The sequence below is a fragment of the Deefgea tanakiae genome, assembly GCF_019665765.1.
GTDB classification, from domain to species: Bacteria; Pseudomonadota; Gammaproteobacteria; order Burkholderiales; family Chitinibacteraceae; genus Deefgea; species Deefgea tanakiae.
Genome location: NZ_CP081150.1, coordinates 2,680,433 through 2,698,191, shown reverse-complemented (window position 1 = coordinate 2,698,191; position 17,759 = coordinate 2,680,433). Strand labels below are relative to the sequence as shown.

The window sequence follows — 17,759 nt, the reverse complement described above, 5'->3', positions numbered from 1 at the left end:
GATGTTAGGTTGGTCGAGGGTATAGCCCCTCACCCAAAGGCCCTCAATCCTCACCGAGGTATACCATGTCAGATGTATTTCAGTTTCTGAATGTTGCTCGCAACCCTGGCGATAAAGTCGCGGTTGAAAAGCGCAAATTTGTATTCAAAGAAATCTACACGCCGTTGGATAAAACCAGCTCAGGCGAACAAGCTGGTCGTTGCTTGTCCTGTGGTAACCCATATTGCTCATGGGAGTGCCCAGTGCACAACCATATTCCGCAATGGTTGCAATTGGTCGACGAAGGCAAATTGTTTGAAGCGGCTGAACTGAGCCACAAAACCAATTCATTGCCAGAAATCTGTGGCCGTGTTTGCCCGCAAGATCGCTTGTGCGAAGGCGCGTGTACATTGAATCAAGTCGATGCGGGTGCAGTGTCGATCGGTTCGGTAGAAAAATACATTACCGATGAAGCTTTCAAAGCGGGCTGGCGCCCAGATATGTCGGGCGTGATCAAAACCGACAAGAAAGTCGCGATTATTGGTGCTGGCCCAGCTGGCCTTGGTTGCGCTGATATTTTGGTACGCAACGGCGTAGCACCGGTGGTGTTTGATCGTTACGAAGAAATCGGCGGCTTGCTGACTTTTGGTATTCCAGAATTCAAACTGGAAAAAGACGTCATCGCGACGCGCCGTAAAATCATGGAAGAAATGGGCGTTGAATTCCGCCTGAATACCGAAATCGGCAAAGACGTGAGCATCGAAACCTTGCTCGCTGACTACGATGCGGTGTTTATGGGCATGGGCGCATACAAATACATGAAGGGCGGCTTTGCCGGTGAAGAATTGCCAGGCGTGATGGAAGCCTTGCCGTTCTTGATTAATAACGTGCGTAATAGCATGGGTACGTTGGGCGATGAAGCATTCGTATCAATGGCTGGCAAGCGCGTTGTCGTGCTCGGTGGTGGCGATACCGCAATGGATTGCAACCGCACTTCGATTCGCCAAGGCGCAGCGAGCGTAATTTGCGCTTATCGCCGTGACGAAGAAAACATGCCAGGCTCGAAACGTGAAGTTGCGAATGCCAAAGAAGAAGGCGTTGAATTCCAGTGGAACAGCCAGCCAGTGAAAATCGAGCAAAACGCCGATGGCAGCTTGGCATTGACTTTGGTGTCGACGCAATTGGGCGCGCCAGATGAAAAAGGCCGTCGTCGTCCAGAATTGATCGAGGGCTCAGAGCGCGTGGTGAATTGCGATCACGTGGTCGTGGCGTTTGGTTTCTCGGCTGAGCCAGAAAGCTGGTTTGACGCGCAAGGCGTGAAAACGGATGACTGGGGCCGTACGATTGCCGCTGAAAAGCAAACGTTTAAACACCAAACTAGCAACCCGAAAATCTTCGCGGGTGGCGACCAAGTTCGTGGCGCAGATCTCGTTGTGCGTGCCGTCTACGAAGGCCGTAATGCTGCTGAAGGGATTTTAGAGTACATTGGCGCTTGGTAAACAGCCCCACTCAGAAAGCCTCGCTGTTGCGAGGCTTTTTTTATTACATGAGCTTGATTCGGGAATTGTATTTAGGTGTTTCAGTGATGGAAAAATTAGCAATTGGCCAAGCGTTACAACGACAAGGCCATCCCAAACGCGCCATGCAGGCCTATTTGGATGGATTGGCTCAAGTGCAGCAGAGTGCCGGTGATGAGGCAGCCTATTGGCTCGCCATTGCTGATTTAGAGCATGAGGCTGAGCAGTTTACGACCGCCTTATCTTTGCATCAACGTGCTTTGAGCTTAGCGCGCTGTGAAAAACAACAATGTGCTGCCCGCTTAGGTTTGGCTGCAGATTTGTGGGTGCTTGGTGAGCAATCGACTGCGCTGGCTTTACAGCAGAAAGCGTTGACTTTTGATGGCTTGCACGAGGACCCCGTCTTACTCGAAGAGTCGGCAAGGCTTTATCGTTTGCAGCAGCAGTGGCGACCCGCTTTGCAACAATTACGCAGTGCGGCAGCTTTGAATGATGGCGATGGGATCGTGCTTCATTTGGCCATTTTGCAGACTTATTTACAGCTTGATACGAACGAGGGTTTGGCAGATGCCGTGATGCTGGCGAAACAGTCGCTTGAATCTTCACATCTACATCATCAAGAGTCACTCTTATTGGCGCTCGCGCAATGTTGCGAACGTTTAGCAAATTACAGCGAGGCTGTGCAGTTTTACCAAGCGGCGCTCAGCGTGCAAACCACCCAAAAAGCCACAAAAAAAACACCGCGTCGTTTGCTCGGGGTTGAGCTCAAGCTGCAACAAACAATTAGCGGCATTGAAATTGAATTATTACGCCATAGTAATGCACAGCAAATCGAGCAGGTGCGCCGTTTAGAGAGTGCAACGTATCGGGATGCATTAACTGGCCTACATAATCTGCGCTACTTGCAGGCGCGCTGGGATGAGCTTTTGACGTGTCATTCGCTTTGTCTCATTCATATGGGCGTTGATCAATCGACGCATTTGCGCGATGTAATGGGCGATGAGGTTGCTAATGATTCGGCATTACGTATTGCCAATGTGCTGCGCCGATGCTGTCCAGAAGAGGGTGTACTGGTAGCGGCTAATAATAATGAATTTAGATTGGTTTTATTGAAGACAAGCGTCAGCGAAGTCAATGTGCTGATTCAAACGATACAAGCCGAAATCGCATTATTAGATTGCTCGCAATTGCCCGAGGCTTTGACCCTGAGTGTGGGGTGTACCGCATTTAAAGAGGGAGACAAGGCCGACGTATTACAGTTACGCGCCGATTTGGCGCTCTATTTGGCGATGCGTAAAGGTGCGGGAGCAATTGTGTGGGAGGGCGAAGCATGAGCGTGAAAGCAAATCAAACTGAATTAGCCGCTGCACTGAGTCGCGCGCTCAAGAGTGCCGAGTGCGGTTCACCACCCTTACCCGAGCTGGCTAGTGAATGGGTGAAACAAGCGCGGTCAGATGCACATTTACATGGGATGGCGCTCGATATTTTGGGTCATGCTCATCAGCACTTGAGTGCACATCGCGCAGCGCAAGACGCATTTGCGGCTGCGATTGAACAATATCAGCAAGCGGGCTCGCAACAATCGGCGACCAATACACTGATTTTATTGGGAACGTCGCTGTTATTGAGTGAAGAGCCGTTACGGGCTTTAGAGCAGTGGTCAAACGCGTTGGAATTGGCGCGTGAAACACAAAATTTAGCCCAGTGCGCTCGTGTGTATTTGGCGATTGGCCAAGTGTATATCGGCTTTGGTGAAGATAAAGTTGCACTTGAATACAATCAAAAAGCGCTCAAAATGGCCAAGCTGCTGGCTGATGACCGGCTTGCCTGCGAGACTCATTTGTATGTTGTGAATGATTATTTGCGGATGAAGCGCTATGCACAAGCTTTGGCCGAGCTTGATTGTGCCGAGCAATTGTTAACTCACCCCAATAAGATTTGGGCCGCTGAAATTATTTATTACCGTGGAGCAATCCACGCTCAACAAGGTTTGTTTTCACAAGCCAAAATCGAACTTGAAACGGCGTATGACCTTAGTTTTGATAATGACAATTTATGGGGTCAAGTTCAGGCCCTAGCAACGTTGGGTGAGGTCTTGCTGGCATTGCACGCCGAGAATACGGTTGTGATTTTGCAGCAAGCCTTGAGCTTGGCGGAACGGATTCAATTGCGTAGTGTTGTTGAGCGTTGCAATCGCGCATTGATTCAATGCTACTTAGACAATCAGCAGCTCGAGCCCGCGCTGAGTCTATTGGCAAAAACGTGCCAAGCACACTCGCCCAAGGTAATTCATATCAGTACACAACATCAGCAACGTATCTTGGAATTGGAAAATCGCAGCAGTATTTTGCAATTACAACGGGAGTTGGTGGTTTAAGGGTATGTGGCTGCAGTCATTGATTAACAATTAATACAGAGATATACCTGTTTATTTTTCGGTGGCTCACGATAGCGTTTTACGCAATTTTTGGTGCAAATTTCCCCCGAAAGCCCTTGTTTGCGGCTCAAACTAATGCCAAATGTGCTGACTTTCCCGCATGCAAAACCCCATCTCTTGCGGTGTACACTGGCTAGATGGAATCGCAAACTTTTCTCTCCGCATTTATCTTACTGCTCTTGGTGACAGATCCCTTGGGCGGTATTCCTTTATTCGTCGCCATGATGAAGAAAGTGCCGCCAGCACGACGTTGGCGCATGATTGCGCGTGAGGTGAGCGTCGCCTTTGTCGTGCTATTGCTGTTCATGGTCTTTGGGCAAAAGTTTCTGCAAGTGATGCATCTATCGCAAACTTCATTGGGGATTGCTGGCGGTGTGATTTTGTTTTTGATTGCACTGCGGATGGTGTTTCCGCATCCCGATGGCGTGTTTGGTGATAGCAGCGAGGGTGAACCCTATATTGTGCCGCTGGCGATTCCGCTTTTGGCGGGGCCATCGGCTTTGGCGACGGTCTTGCTCTTGGTGTCGCGTGATCCTGAGCGGCTTTGGGGGTGGGTGGGGGCTTTGGCGCTGACGATGGTGGTTTGTGCGCTGACCTTGGCATTTTCAGAAAAAATCTCCCAGGTTTTGGGCGAGCAAGTTACTACTGCCTTTGAGCGCTTAATGGGTTTGATTTTGACGGCCATTGCCGTGCAAATGTTGCTGGATGGCATACGCCAATATTTAGCGTCGCTCTAAGTTTTCAGCTTGCTATCTTGCTCAATCCATCGCCGGTGTTTGATGCGCCACAACTCTCGCTGTAGTTTTGCCTGCGATGCACTAAAAATGCCCTAAAATTGCTCGGTCTGCTTATAATTCCCCATACTCAGGAGTTCACCTAATGACGCAAAATGAATTGAAAGAAGCTGTTGGCCGCGCTGCGATTGCTTATGTTCCAGATAATTGTATCGTTGGTGTTGGTACAGGTTCGACTGCTAATTATTTTATTGATGCTTTGGCGGAAATTAAGGGCCGTATTCAAGGTGCGGTATCTTCATCAGAAGCCAGCGTCGCCCGTTTGAAGTCACACGGTATTCCTGTATTTGATTTAAATACCATTGATGAATTGCCCGTGTATGTCGATGGTGCCGATGAAATCAATCATCAATTGCAAATGGTCAAAGGCGGTGGCGCAGCGTTGACGCGGGAAAAAATCATCGCCGCCGTGGCTGAAAAATTCATTTGTATTTGCGACGAGAGCAAATTGGTTGATGTGCTGGGCGCATTCCCTTTGCCAGTCGAAGTGATCCCGATGGCTCGTTCACATGTCGCGCGTGAAATAGTTAAATTAGGCGGTCATCCTGCTTATCGTGAAGGCGTGATTACTGATAATGGCAATATCATCATTGATGTGCATGGCTTATCGATCAGTCAAGCTTCAGAATTAGAAACTAAACTCAATCAAATCGTCGGTGTCGTCACCAATGGTTTGTTTGCCCATCGTCGTGCTGATGTACTGTTGCTTGGCACTGCTAGCGGCGTAAAAACGATTAAATAATTTAATCGGCGACCGGCAACGGTTGCCTTAACTTTGCAGATGAAACAGTACTGTAATAAAAAGCTGGTATTTTGCATCGATTAACACACTGGAGAACCGTGTCATGTCAGAACATATTTCAAAGCAGTTTGATGCCGACTTAGAAGCCATTCGCTCACAAGTCATGGGCATGGCCGGTTTGGTCGAAGAACAAGTCCGTTTAGCAATGCAAGCTTTGGCTTCTGGCGATATCGAAATTATCGACAAAGTAATGGCGCAAGAAGCAACCGTGAATGAAATGCACGTGAAGCTTGATGATATGTGCGTGCATATGATTGCGCGTCGCCAACCCGCTGCCACCGATTTGCGTATGGTGATGACCGTCATCAAATCAGTCGAAGACTTGGAAAGTATTGGCGATAAAGCCTATCGCATCTGCAAACGTGCGAAAAACATTTACGAATCAGGTCGCTTGCAAGTGCCACGTTTTCACGATCTGAATCACATCGCTGATTTGGCTTTGGATATGTTGAGTAATGCATTGGATTCGTTTGCGCGCATGGACGCGGTAACCGCATCAGAAGTGATTCGTTCTGATGCGCAATTAGACCAAGAGTACCAAGCCCTGCATCGTCAATTGATTACCGTGATGATGGAAGATCCACGCTCAATCACGTTGATTTTGGATATCTTGTGGGTGGCCAAAGCCATTGAGAAGATTGGTGATTTGGCGGTGAATGTGGCTGAGCATGTCATTTATTTGGTGAAAGGCCAAGATATTCGCCATAAAACTCAGGCCGAAGTGGATGCAGTGGCATTGAAATAATCGGTAAACAGCGGCGCTGTGCTTAGTTTCACTGCACAAGACCAAGAAAGGGTGGCTTTGGCCACCCTTTATTTATTTGGTATTTGCCATTGTGCGGCGTAGCACGTATTGTTATGCCCGCAAGCCTGCGACCTATTGGAGTACATACTGAATGAGCGACTGTTCTGTCATTGCCGCTGTTGATCTCGGCTCCAACAGCTTTCGCCTACAAGTTGCTCGGGTCGTTGAAGGTTCTTTGTTTCCCCTTGATTCTCTGAAAGAAACTGTCCGCTTAGGGGCGGGTCTGGATGCGTACGGTTGTCTTACGCAAGCAGCGATCGATGAAATGGTCGAAGCGTTGGGGCGGTTTGGTGAGCGGCTGGCTGGTCTGCCTCCGCAATGCGTGCGAGCCGTTGCCACCAATACCTTCCGTATCGCGAGAAATAGCGCTGACTTTTTACCGCAGGCCGAAGCCGCCTTGGGTTTTCCGATTGAAATCATTGCTGGGCGCGAGGAAGCGCGACTGATTTACATCGGCGCTGCGCACAGCCTGCCTAGCACCAAAGAGCGACGCTTGGTCGTCGATATCGGCGGCGGCTCGACTGAACTCATTATTGGCAGCCAATATCGCTCGTTTAGCACCGAAAGTATTCAGTTGGGTTGCGTCGGCTGGAGCGCCCGCTATTTCCCTGATGGCATCATTACACGCGAACGAATGGAAGCCGCAGAGCTAGCCGCGCGCGGTGCATTTTTGCCGCTAGTGCCGACTTTCTATTCGGGAGAGTGGCAGCGTGCGATTGGTACATCGGGTACTGCGCGTTCATTAGCCGATATTTTAGAACTCAATGATTTATCCGCGCTGGGGATTACCCGTGAGGGGTTGGCGGCCTTACGTGAAAAAATGCTGGCCGCAGGCCATATTGATCAATTGCAACTCAATGGCCTGCGCGATGATCGACGCCCAGTATTGCCGGGCGGTTTTGCGATTATGCATGCTGCTTTTGACATGCTGGGTATTGAGCGGATGTCGATTACCTATGGCGCGCTACGCGATGGGGTGCTGTATGACTTGGTGCAACGCCAAACGCAATATGATGTGCGTGACCGTACGGTAGACTTTTTTCAGCGTCGCTACCATGTCGATGGCCCGCAGGCTTATCGTGTTTCACAACTGGCAGCTGCTTTGTTTGATAGTTTGCGCGGTGAAACGCAAAGTGAAGATGCTGTGTTGGCGCGGAATTTAACCATGGCTGCTGCTTTGCACGAAGTAGGGCGCTCCATTGCGCACGCCAGTTATCACAAGCATTCGGCGTATATTTTGCAATATGCTGATATGCCTGGTTTTTCCCGCCGAGAGCAAATTTGGTTGTCGCGCTTGGTCTTGGCGCACGCAGGCAGTTTAAATAAACTCGCGAATTTAGAAATTAAGCCCGCCGAATGGGATGCAATTTTGTGTCTGCGCTTGGCAGTGTTGTTTTATCGTGCACGCCTTGATGAGGCGCCGTCACTCGGCCTGTTATCGCACAGTGCCGATGGCTATTGCTTCGAGCTGGACGCCCTCTGGCTAGAGGCGCATCCGCTCACCTTATATGCCTTGAATGAGGAAATGAAAGCATGGCAAAACATGGGCGTAAACCTGCAGATTTGTCCCGTCGCAAACGCGTAAAAGCGCATCTTGCTGCCGACAAGGCGGGCGCAGCACCTGGTACGATGCAATATGTCGGCCATAAAGCCGCAAATCCTACCTTGGCCACCTTGATCGAATTTGGCCCTGAAAATGCCGATTTTCTGGAAACCACCTTTGATGATCTCGAATCAGGCCGTGAGTACCAGCCAAAATATCCAACGCTTTGGCTCAACGTTCATGGGCTAGAAAATCACAAGCTACTTAAGCTGATTGGGCTGCGCTTCAAGCTGCACCCTTTGGTACTCGAAGACATTCTTAATACCCAGCAACGTCCTAAAGTTGAGCAATACGGCGAATATTTATTTATTACAGCTCGCCTAGTCAGTATGGATGAGGATGGCCAGCTTGGTAGCGAGCAGGTCAGTATTATCGTTGGCCGTGGTTTTGTATTGACCTTCCAGGAAAAACCCACCGGTACTTTTGCTTCAATTCGTGAAACCTTGCGCACCAGTGAATCGCAAATCCGTAAATTGGGTCCTGATTATCTGGTTTATTCTCTGTTGGATAAGTTGGTCGATCGTTATTTCTTGGTGCTGGAGCAATTGGGCGAGCGTAGTGAAAATCTAGACGAAGCCATTAATGCATCGCCGTCACCAGAGCAAATGACAGAAGTCCAAGATATGCGCCGCTCACTGCAATACATCAAGCGCAGTCTGTGGCCGATGCGTGAGGTACTCAATACCCTGCAACGCGACGAGGCGGATTTTTTCCATAGCGAAACGCAGCTTTATCTGCGCGATGTTTATGATCACACAGTACAGTTAATTGAAACGGTGGAGTCATTGCGTGAAATGGCGGGAGGCTTACAAGAAATGTACTTGTCTTTGCAATCGCAGCGCTTGAACGAACAAATGCGCATGTTGACGGTGATTACGACGATCTTTATGCCGTTGACTCTGATTGCGGGTATTTACGGCATGAATTTTGACAATATGCCAGAGCTGCATTGGGCGGGGGGCTACTACGCCGTGCTGGGGTTGATGGGGGCAATTGCAATGTTGTTGAGTTTATTTTTCTGGTTACGCCGTTGGGTATGAGGTATACGACTCTAGATATTATTTATTAATGCCTAGAGTCATATACCTTGTTGTTAAATAAACCAAGCTAATACAAAAGCGCCTAGCATCGCTAATGCAAAACCGACTTTGGCAATCGCGCCTAACAGCATGCCAATCCCGCTAGCGATGCCCACTTGACCTGCGCGCATCACGTCTTTACGAGCGTACATCTCACCGGCGGCGGCACCCAAGAATGGCCCTAGAATCATGCCAGGAATCCCGCCCATGATGCCGACGATTGAGCCAATCAATGCGCCCCAAATCGCTTCTTTACTGGCTCCAACCCGCTTTGCGCCCATGGCTCCGGCTAAATAATCCAGCACGCAGGAAATGAGCATCAGTACGACAAGTAGTACCAGTGATGGCCAGCCAATACGAATAAACTGATCATGCCATGCCAGTAGCAGCATGCCGGCAAACATGAGGGGCGTCGAAGGCAGTAGCGGCAAGATGGTGCCGGCCAAGCCGCCGAGTATCATCGCGCTACCCAGTATCCAAATTAAAATGTCTAAGCTTTCCAAAATTGTATCCTGTGGTTCTGCTTGCTCAATTAGCTTGATTATGACGCTGCAGCATGAAAATAGTGCCGGAAGATGAAAAAATAAAACCAAGCCAAAACAATCATTTACTGCGTGCTATTTCCATTGGTCAAAACAATTCTATCAAAATGGTTGACGCAGGGCTCTGGCTGGTGTTTAATTGCGGCTCTTCGAAACGAAGCAGTGTTTCGAATGGCTCGTTAGCTCAGTTGGTAGAGCAGCGGATTGAAAATCCGCGTGTCCTTGGTTCGATTCCGAGACGAGCCACCAAGTATTCAAGGGTCTAGCTTCTAGCTAGACCCTTTTTCAAATGCTCTAGTAGCATGGCTCGTTAGCTCAGTTGGTAGAGCAGCGGATTGAAAATCCGCGTGTCCTTGGTTCGATTCCGAGACGAGCCACCAGTATTTCGGTTTGTTCCGAAGCAAAAACCCGCAGGCGTAAGCTGAGCGGGTTTTTTGTTTTCTAGGGTATTGCTCGCTGTGCCTTCCTGCTTAATAGCAATAGTCCAATACGTCCATAAAAAAAGACAGCCTAGGCTGTCTTTTTGCGTGCATTTCAATTCACTGATTAATCTTTTCGCTCAACCTGGCTCACGTCGCGCACTGCGCCAGTGTCAGCGCTGGTGGTCATCGCTGCGTAGGCGCGTAGCGCTGCGCTCACGTAGCGTTCGCGGCTTACTGGCTTCCAAGCATCTTTGCCACGGGCATTCATGGCTGCGCGGCGAGTGGCGAGTTCTTCGTCGCTAACCATGAGCTGAATGCGGCGCGTTGCGATGTCGATTTCAATGATGTCGCCTTGTTCAACGAGGCCGATCGTGCCGCCTTCTGCTGCTTCAGGGCTGGCGTGACCAATGGATAGGCCTGAAGTGCCGCCAGAGAAGCGACCGTCAGTCAGTAGGGCGCAGTATTTACCCAAGCCTTTTGATTTCAGGTAAGACGTTGGGTAGAGCATCTCTTGCATGCCGGGGCCGCCTTTCGGGCCTTCGTAGCGAATTACGACCACTTCACCGGCTTTTACTTCATCATTCAAAATGCCAGCAACCGCATCGTCTTGGCTTTCGTAAACGCGGGCTGGGCCTTTGAAGATGCGAATGGTCGATGTTGGTACGCTGGTGGTGTAGCGCAGTTGATCGACCTCAAACATGCTTTCATCCACGCCCGCCGTTTTGACGATGCAGCCGCGTTCGGCGATGTTGCCGTAGAGAACGGCGATGCCGCCGTCTTGCGAGTAGGCGTTTTCTTTGTTGCGGATGCAGCCGTTCGCGCGGTCAAGGTCAAGCTCAGGCCAGCGCATGCTTTGGCTAAAGGCGATGGTCGTTGCGACGCCGCCCGGTGCTGCGCGGTACATCAAGTGAGCTAGGCTGTCGGGTGAGTTTTTAACGATATCCCATTGATCAAGTCCTTCGCCCATGGTTTTGGCGTGTACCGTAGGTACGTCGCGGTGAATCAGTCCGGCGCGATCCAGTTCGGCCAAGATGCCGATGACGCCACCTGCGCGATGTACGTCTTCCATATGATATTTTTGCGTTGCAGGTGCGACTTTGGCGAGGCACGGTACTTTACGGCTCATGCGGTCGATGTCGGCCATTTTGAAGTCGACGCCGGCTTCGTTCGCTGCAGCGAGCAAGTGTAATACGGTGTTGGTTGAGCCGCCCATGGCGATGTCGAGCGCAATGGCATTTTCAAACGCTTCAAAAGTGGCGATATTGCGTGGTAGTACGGATTCGTCGTCTTGCTCGTAGTAGCGTTTAGCGAGATCAACAATCGTGCGGCCGGCTTGTAGGAATAGTTGTTTGCGATCGCCGTGTGTGGCGAGCATCGAGCCATTGCCAGGTAGTGAAAGACCTAGCGCTTCGGTGAGGCAGTTCATTGAGTTGGCAGTAAACATGCCAGAGCAAGAGCCACAGGTTGGGCAGGCGCTGCGCTCGATTTCGGCTACTTGCTCGTCGCTGACTTTGTCGTCGGCGGCTTCGACCATCGCATCAACGAGGTCGAGTTTACGAACTACACCGTTCCAATCAACCTTGCCGGCTTCCATTGGACCGCCAGAAACGAAAATCACAGGGATATTGAGGCGTAAGGAAGCCATCAACATGCCAGGGGTAATTTTGTCACAGTTGGAAATACAAACAATCGCGTCGGCGCAGTGAGCATTGACCATGTATTCCACTGAATCCGCAATTAAATCTCGGCTTGGTAGGCTATACAGCATACCGCCATGACCCATGGCGATACCGTCGTCGACGGCGATGGTGTTGAATTCTTTGGCGACACCGCCTGCTTTTTCGATTTCACGCGCAACCAATTGACCGAGGTTGTGTAAGTGCACGTGGCCTGGAACAAATTGCGTAAATGAATTGCAGACAGCGATGATTGGCTTGTCAAAGTCACCGTCTTTCATGCCTGTGGCGCGCCAAAGAGCGCGGGCGCCGGCCATATTGCGGCCGTGGGTGGTGGTGCGTGAGCGGTAAGTTGGCATTTCGTGTCCTTGGGCTGTGTGCGAATAGTTTGTAGATTGTAGCGAAAAAAAAGCAATAGAGGGTTTCGGAAGTGCGCAAGGTAAATTGTCTTTGTTGATGTGGTGCGAAAAGGTGATTGAAGTGAGGGCTCTAGCGGTATAATCGCCAGCTCACATTTAGAGGTAAATTATGTTAGTTCATCCGCAATTTGATCCGGTTGCTATCTCAATTTATGGTGGATTTGGCGTGCATTGGTACGGTCTGATGTACTTAATCGGATTTGTTTTGTTTGTTATGTTGGGGCGTTGGCGCATTCGTCGCGGCAATCCGCCTGCGTGGCGAACCAGTGAAATGGATGACTTGCTGTTTTATGGCGTAATGGGCGTGATATTGGGTGGTCGCCTTGGCTACGTGCTGTTTTATAAGCCCGCTTTCTATTTTGCTAATCCGATTGATATCCTGAAGGTTTGGGAAGGCGGTATGGCTTTCCATGGTGGATTTTTGGGTGTGTTGGTGGCGATGGCTTTGTTCGCACGCAAAACCAACCGCAGCTTTTTTCAGGTCACCGATTTTATTGCGCCCTTGGTTCCGCTCGGTTTGGCGGCAGGGCGATTAGGTAACTTTATTAATGGCGAGTTGTGGGGGCGTGTGACCGATGCCGCAATGCCATGGGCGATGATATTTCCGCAATCACAAGATGGTTTGCCACGTCATCCTTCGCAGTTGTATCAGTTCGCGCTCGAAGGGGTGTTGTTGTTTGTTATTTTGTGGGGCTTTTCGGCTAAGCCGCGTCCAACAGGCCAAATTTCTGCTCTGTTCTTGATTGGCTATGGCGGATTCCGCTTTGTTGCTGAGTTTGCGCGTGAGCCGGATGATTTTTTGGGCTTGCTTGCGATGAATTTGAGTATGGGGCAGTTGCTGTGTCTGCCTATGATTTTATTTGGGATCGCTTTATTTTTCTGGTCTAGCACCAAGAAGCAGGGCGTTTAAGCTTTGTGCAAAAATTATTTAATTAATAAAATTATGGGTTTAGCTGTTTTTGTCTGGAAATGTAGATAAAAATAGTCAAAAATGTTTGACGACTTTGGGGGCTCTGTTCATAATGCGGGCTCTCTGTGGCGGGGTTACCCCAGCGGTCAACGGGTCCGGACTGTAAATCCGGCGGCTCAGCCTTCGAAGGTTCGAATCCTTCCCCCGCCACCAGATACCAAATTGTCGAGGTTCGACAGTGAGGGCGAATCACAGAAATAAGTCCTGCGGGTGTAGCTCAATGGTAGAGCAGAAGCCTTCCAAGCTTACGACGAGGGTTCGATTCCCTTCACCCGCTCCAGTTTCTGCCGATGTAGCTCAGGGGTAGAGCACTCCCTTGGTAAGGGAGAGGCCATGAGTTCAATTCTCATCATCGGCTCCAACAGTTGTCAGTTATTAATTTATTTCAAGATCTCGAGAAGGAAATAAGCAATGGCTAAGGAAAAGTTTACACGGACAAAGCCTCACGTTAACGTGGGTACAATTGGTCACGTGGATCATGGCAAAACAACGCTGACAGCTGCGATTACTACAATCCTGTCGAAAAAATTCGGCGGCATTGCTAAAGATTACGCATCTATTGATAGCGCACCAGAAGAAAAAGCACGTGGTATTACTATTAATACTGCTCACGTTGAATACGAAACTGAAGCACGTCACTACGCTCACGTTGACTGCCCAGGTCACGCGGACTACGTAAAAAACATGATTACTGGTGCGGCGCAGATGGATGGTGCGGTATTGGTTGTTTCTGCAGCTGATGGTCCTATGCCACAAACTCGCGAGCACATCTTATTGTCTCGTCAAGTTGGTGTTCCATACATCATCGTATTCATGAACAAAGCTGACTTGGTTGATGATGCTGAGTTGCTTGAATTGGTGGAAATGGAAATTCGTGATTTGTTGTCTAAATACGATTTCCCTGGTGATGACACTCCTGTTATTACTGGTTCTGCGCGTTTGGCGCTTGAGGGTGATCAATCAGAATACGGCGAGCCAGCAATCTTCCGCTTGGCGGATGCTTTGGATACTTACATTCCTGAGCCAGAGCGCGCAATCGACGGTACATTCTTGATGCCAGTTGAAGATGTGTTCTCTATCTCTGGTCGCGGTACTGTTGTGACTGGTCGTGTAGAGCGCGGTATTGTTAAAGTTGGTGAAGAGATCGAAATCGTTGGTATCGTGCCAACAGTTAAGACGACTTGTACTGGTGTTGAGATGTTCCGTAAATTGCTTGACCAAGGTCAGGCAGGTGACAACATTGGTGCGTTGTTGCGTGGTACAAAACGTGAGGACGTTCAACGTGGTCAAGTTTTGGCTAAACCGGGTTCAATCACGCCACACACTAAATTTACTGCTGAGATCTATGTTTTGTCTAAAGATGAAGGTGGTCGTCATACACCATTCTTTAGCAACTACCGTCCACAGTTCTACTTCCGTACTACTGACGTAACTGGCGCAATTGATTTGCCAGAAGGTACAGAAATGGTAATGCCTGGTGACAACGTATCTATCACCGTAACTTTGATCTGCCCAGTAGCAATGGAGCAAGGTTTGCGTTTCGCGATTCGCGAAGGTGGTCGTACAGTTGGTGCTGGTGTTGTAGCAACAGTTTTAGTATAAAAAGGTTGCAAAAAGGGTTTAACGTTGTTATAGTTATGCCCTCTCCGTAGGCGAGTAGCTCAATTGGTAGAGTACCGGTCTCCAAAACCGGGGGTTGTGGGTTCGAGACCCCCCTCGCCTGCCACAATATATCAACGGAGCCGTTCCTGAGAAGGAGCGGCTCTGTTTTATGGGTCGCAGATAAAGCAATGCAAAGCATAGAACGACTGAAGATAGTAGCAGCCCTTTCATTAGTGGCATTGGGTGTGGCTGGTTTTTATATGGTTCCGGCGGGCCAGTCCTTTTTAGGTTCTGTTTCTGTTGCTGTGGGTTTGGTTGCAGCGGGTGTTGTGATGTGGTTTACCACGTTGGGCGGCACTTTTGTTGACTACGCTCGTGATTCAATTAAAGAAGCGCAAAAGGTTGTTTGGCCTAGTAAAAAAGAAACATGGCAGGTGACTGCTGTGGTTTTCTTGTTTGTTAGTGTTTTGGCTCTGTTTATGTGGGCGGTTGACTCAGGTCTCGCTTGGTTGTTTTACGATATCGTGCTCGGTCGCGGTAAATAAACGGAGAATTCACGATGGGTATGCGCTGGTATGTGGTTCATGCGTATTCTGGCTTTGAAAAAAGTGTTCAGAAGGCATTGATTGAAAAAATTGGTCGATTGGAAATGGCGCATTTGTTTGGCCAGATTCTGGTTCCAGTCGAAGAAGTAATGGAAATCAAAAACGGAAAGAAAACGCTAACAGAGCGAAAGTTCTATCCTGGCTATGTTTTCGTTGAAATGGATATGACTGACGATAGCTGGCACTTGGTGAAAAGTACACCAAAAGTGACTGGTTTTATCGGTGGTAGTGGTACTAAGCCCATGCCAATTCCTGCGAAAGAAGTTGAGCGCATGATGCAGCAGGTGCAAGAGGGTGTTGAAAAGCCGCGTCCTAAAGTATTGTTTGAGGTGGGTGAGTCGTTGCGTGTAACCGATGGCCCATTTGCTGACTTCAATGCAACTGTTGAAGTGGTGGATTACGAGAAGAGTCGTCTGAAGGTATCGGTGATGATTTTTGGTCGTGCTACACCGGTTGATTTGGAATTTTCACAAGTCGAAAAAGTTTGATTTGTGTAGGCTGACGCAGTAATGCGTTGATGTTTGGGGAGCTGGATTTATTCTGGCGTTTGACCCATTTTTTAGGAGTTGTATCGTGGCTAAAAAAATTGTCGGCTATGTAAAGCTGCAAGTGCCCGCTGGTAAAGCAAATCCATCGCCACCTATCGGTCCGGCTTTGGGTCAGCGCGGTTTGAATATCATGGAATTTTGTAAAGCATTCAATGCTGCAACCCAAGGCGTTGAGCCAGGTTTGCCAATTCCAGTGGTGATTACTGCTTATGCAGATAAATCATTCACTTTCGTGATGAAATCACCTCCAGCAACTATTCTTTTGAAGAAAGCTGCTGGCATCACTAAAGGTTCTGCTAAGCCACATACTGACAAAGTTGGTGTTGTGACTCGTGCTCAACTGGAAGAGATCGTTAAAACTAAGCAAAACGACCTGACTGGCGCCGATATGGATGCTTCAATACGCATTCTTGCTGGTTCTGCACGTTCAATCGGTATTACCGTGGAGGGCGTGTAAATGGCTAAGGTTTCTAAGCGTCTTGCAGCTCTGAACGCGACTGTAGATCGTAATAAATTCTACCCAGTAGCTGATGCAATTGCCTTGGTGCAGTCTGCAGCTACTGCAAAATTCAACGAATCAGTTGATGTATCTTTCAATCTTGGTGTTGATCCACGTAAATCCGACCAAGTTGTTCGTGGCGCGGTTGTGTTGCCTAAAGGTACTGGTAAAACTGTACGCGTTGCTGTGTTTACACAAGGTGCAAACGTTGAATTGGCTAAAGCCGCCGGTGCTGACATCGTTGGTTTTGAAGATTTGGCTGAACAAATTAAAGCTGGCGTAATGGACTTTGATATCGTTATCGCATCTCCAGATGCAATGCGTATCGTTGGTCAATTGGGTCAAATCTTGGGTCCACGTGGCCTGATGCCTAACCCGAAAGTGGGTACTGTAACTCCGAACGTTGCTGAAGCGGTTAAAAACGCGAAAGCCGGTCAAGTTCAATACCGTACTGACAAGGGTGGCGTTGTACACGCTACTATCGGTCGTGCTAGCTTTGCTGCTGCTGACTTGCAAGAAAACTTAGCAGCTTTGGCTGATGCTTTGCAAAAAGCAAAACCAGCTAGCTCTAAGGGCGTGTACTTCAAAAAGATCGCTGTTTCTAGCACAATGGGTGTAGGCGTTCGCGTCGACACTGCCACTGTTCTAGCGTAAAGACTTTGGGTTGCTGGGTTGTATTTCGATACAGTCCAGCAAAATGTCAAAGACCGTAGGCGCCAAAACTTTGGTTTTGGCTTAATCGCAGCGCCCAAACGCTAGCCTACGCAGACGGTGTGCCCAATGCAGGCTTCTCATTGACTCATTCGAGTTAATAAAAGTCTCCTGAATATTGGTCGCCGTTTGATTGGGTGGCGCGATTCATCGCGCTGAACTTAACTAATGGAGGTTGACCTTGAGTCTGAATCTTGACGACAAAAAAGCGGTCGTGGCTGAGATTGCAGCAGTAGTTGCAAATGCTCAAACCATCGTTATCGCTGAATACCGTGGAATCGGGGTTGCTAGCATGACTGAACTGCGCAAACAAGCGCGTGAGTCAGGCGTATACTTGCGTGTTCTGAAAAACACCTTGGCACGCCGTGCTGTTGAAGGAACACCGTTCGCTGCATTGGCCGACCAAATGTCTGGCCCGTTGGTGTACGGCATTTCTGAAGACGCAGTTGCTGCAGCTAAAGTCATCCAAACTTTCTCGAAGAAAGACGAGAAAATTAAGGTGATCGCTGGTTCGTACGAAGGCAAAGTATTAACTGCTGCTGAAGTTGCCCAACTCGCTACTATCCCGAGCCGTGATGAATTGCTCTCGATGTTGTTGGGTGTTATGCAAGCTCCAGTTTCTGCGTTTGCACGTGGTCTTGGCGCATTGGCTGCCAAGAAAGCCGAAGGTGAAGTTGTTGCTGAAGTTGCTCCTGCTGCCGCTGAAGAAGCGACTACAGAAGCACCAGCTGACGCTGCCTAAGCTTTTT

17 protein-coding genes and 6 tRNA genes are annotated in these 17,759 nt (G+C 49.2%); 21 read left to right on the top strand and 2 right to left on the bottom strand.

Going from position 1 to position 17,759, the window contains the following annotated elements; genetic code table 11:
- The first annotated feature begins 65 nt into the window (after positions 1 to 65).
- The 8 genes from K4H28_RS12580 (at position 66) to corA (ending at position 8,977) form a co-directional block, all read left to right on the top strand.
- Complete coding sequence (locus K4H28_RS12580; RefSeq protein WP_221005499.1) at positions 66 to 1,478, top strand: glutamate synthase small subunit GltD family protein; 1,413 nt, start codon at positions 66 to 68, stop codon at positions 1,476 to 1,478.
- Positions 1,479 to 1,525: 47 nt separating this feature from the next.
- A complete protein-coding gene (locus tag K4H28_RS12575) occupies positions 1,526 to 2,830 on the top strand; it encodes a tetratricopeptide repeat-containing diguanylate cyclase (RefSeq protein ID WP_221005498.1) in 1,305 nt (434 codons plus the stop codon).
- Positions 2,827 to 3,873: a tetratricopeptide repeat protein gene (locus K4H28_RS12570; protein ID WP_221005497.1), complete on the top strand. Its 1,047-nt coding sequence runs from the start codon at positions 2,827 to 2,829 to the stop codon at positions 3,871 to 3,873. Before K4H28_RS12575 ends, K4H28_RS12570 begins: the two co-directional genes overlap by 4 nt.
- Before the next feature lie 197 nt (positions 3,874 to 4,070).
- The gene (locus K4H28_RS12565; RefSeq protein WP_221005496.1) at positions 4,071 to 4,670 is read left to right on the top strand and encodes a MarC family protein; all 600 of its coding nucleotides are present in this window, start codon (positions 4,071 to 4,073) and stop codon (positions 4,668 to 4,670) included.
- A 142-nt stretch (positions 4,671 to 4,812) separates the two neighbouring features.
- Entirely contained in the window at positions 4,813 to 5,469 is a 657-nt protein-coding gene (rpiA, locus tag K4H28_RS12560; RefSeq protein WP_221005495.1) for a ribose-5-phosphate isomerase RpiA, read from the top strand.
- Between the two features lie 103 nt (positions 5,470 to 5,572).
- Complete coding sequence (gene phoU, locus K4H28_RS12555) at positions 5,573 to 6,274, top strand: phosphate signaling complex protein PhoU (protein WP_221005494.1); 702 nt, start codon at positions 5,573 to 5,575, stop codon at positions 6,272 to 6,274.
- A 151-nt stretch (positions 6,275 to 6,425) separates the two neighbouring features.
- Positions 6,426 to 7,919 carry an exopolyphosphatase gene (ppx, locus tag K4H28_RS12550; RefSeq protein WP_221005493.1) on the top strand — a complete coding sequence of 498 codons (1,494 nt, stop codon included), beginning with the start codon at positions 6,426 to 6,428 and terminating at the stop codon, positions 7,917 to 7,919.
- Positions 7,868 to 8,977, top strand: a complete 1,110-nt coding sequence (gene corA / locus K4H28_RS12545) for a magnesium/cobalt transporter CorA (protein WP_255573525.1) — start codon at positions 7,868 to 7,870, stop codon at positions 8,975 to 8,977. The genes ppx and corA overlap by 52 nt, the downstream gene beginning before the upstream one ends.
- A 53-nt stretch (positions 8,978 to 9,030) precedes the next feature.
- Here corA and K4H28_RS12540 read toward each other — a convergent pair whose 3' ends face one another.
- Positions 9,031 to 9,519 (bottom strand): DUF456 domain-containing protein, encoded by a 489-nt coding sequence (locus K4H28_RS12540; protein ID WP_255573524.1) that lies wholly within the window; start codon positions 9,517 to 9,519, stop codon positions 9,031 to 9,033.
- A 212-nt stretch (positions 9,520 to 9,731) separates the two neighbouring features.
- On the opposite strand from K4H28_RS12540, the gene K4H28_RS12535 reads away from it, so the two are divergent.
- A tRNA-Phe gene (locus tag K4H28_RS12535) sits at positions 9,732 to 9,807 on the top strand.
- A 55-nt stretch (positions 9,808 to 9,862) separates the two neighbouring features.
- Positions 9,863 to 9,938, top strand: a tRNA-Phe gene (locus tag K4H28_RS12530).
- 166 nt (positions 9,939 to 10,104) lie between these two features.
- Here the strand turns inward: K4H28_RS12530 and ilvD are convergent.
- Positions 10,105 to 12,015 (bottom strand): dihydroxy-acid dehydratase, encoded by a 1,911-nt coding sequence (gene ilvD / locus K4H28_RS12525; RefSeq protein ID WP_221005492.1) that lies wholly within the window; start codon positions 12,013 to 12,015, stop codon positions 10,105 to 10,107.
- 169 nt (positions 12,016 to 12,184) lie between these two features.
- Between ilvD and lgt the strand changes: the two genes are divergently transcribed.
- From lgt to rplJ, 11 genes are all read left to right on the top strand, one after another.
- Positions 12,185 to 12,985 carry a prolipoprotein diacylglyceryl transferase gene (lgt, locus tag K4H28_RS12520; protein WP_221005491.1) on the top strand — a complete coding sequence of 267 codons (801 nt, stop codon included), beginning with the start codon at positions 12,185 to 12,187 and terminating at the stop codon, positions 12,983 to 12,985.
- 127 nt (positions 12,986 to 13,112) lie between these two features.
- Positions 13,113 to 13,198, top strand: a tRNA-Tyr gene (locus K4H28_RS12515).
- A gap of 53 nt (positions 13,199 to 13,251) precedes the next feature.
- Positions 13,252 to 13,325: transfer RNA gene (locus tag K4H28_RS12510), tRNA-Gly, on the top strand.
- 6 nt (positions 13,326 to 13,331) lie between these two features.
- A tRNA-Thr gene (locus K4H28_RS12505) sits at positions 13,332 to 13,406 on the top strand.
- A 50-nt stretch (positions 13,407 to 13,456) separates the two neighbouring features.
- A complete protein-coding gene (gene tuf, locus K4H28_RS12500; protein ID WP_221005482.1) occupies positions 13,457 to 14,647 on the top strand; it encodes an elongation factor Tu in 1,191 nt (396 codons plus the stop codon).
- Positions 14,648 to 14,695: 48 nt separating this feature from the next.
- A tRNA-Trp gene (locus K4H28_RS12495) sits at positions 14,696 to 14,771 on the top strand.
- A gap of 64 nt (positions 14,772 to 14,835) precedes the next feature.
- Entirely contained in the window at positions 14,836 to 15,192 is a 357-nt protein-coding gene (gene secE / locus K4H28_RS12490) for a preprotein translocase subunit SecE (RefSeq protein ID WP_221005490.1), read from the top strand.
- A 14-nt stretch (positions 15,193 to 15,206) separates the two neighbouring features.
- Entirely contained in the window at positions 15,207 to 15,740 is a 534-nt protein-coding gene (gene nusG, locus K4H28_RS12485; RefSeq protein WP_221005489.1) for a transcription termination/antitermination protein NusG, read from the top strand.
- An 85-nt stretch (positions 15,741 to 15,825) separates the two neighbouring features.
- A complete protein-coding gene (gene rplK / locus K4H28_RS12480; protein ID WP_221005488.1) occupies positions 15,826 to 16,257 on the top strand; it encodes a 50S ribosomal protein L11 in 432 nt (143 codons plus the stop codon).
- Positions 16,258 to 16,953 carry a 50S ribosomal protein L1 gene (rplA, locus tag K4H28_RS12475; protein WP_221005487.1) on the top strand — a complete coding sequence of 232 codons (696 nt, stop codon included), beginning with the start codon at positions 16,258 to 16,260 and terminating at the stop codon, positions 16,951 to 16,953.
- A 238-nt stretch (positions 16,954 to 17,191) separates the two neighbouring features.
- A complete protein-coding gene (rplJ, locus tag K4H28_RS12470; RefSeq protein ID WP_221005486.1) occupies positions 17,192 to 17,752 on the top strand; it encodes a 50S ribosomal protein L10 in 561 nt (186 codons plus the stop codon).
- The last annotated feature ends 7 nt before the right edge of the window (positions 17,753 to 17,759 follow it).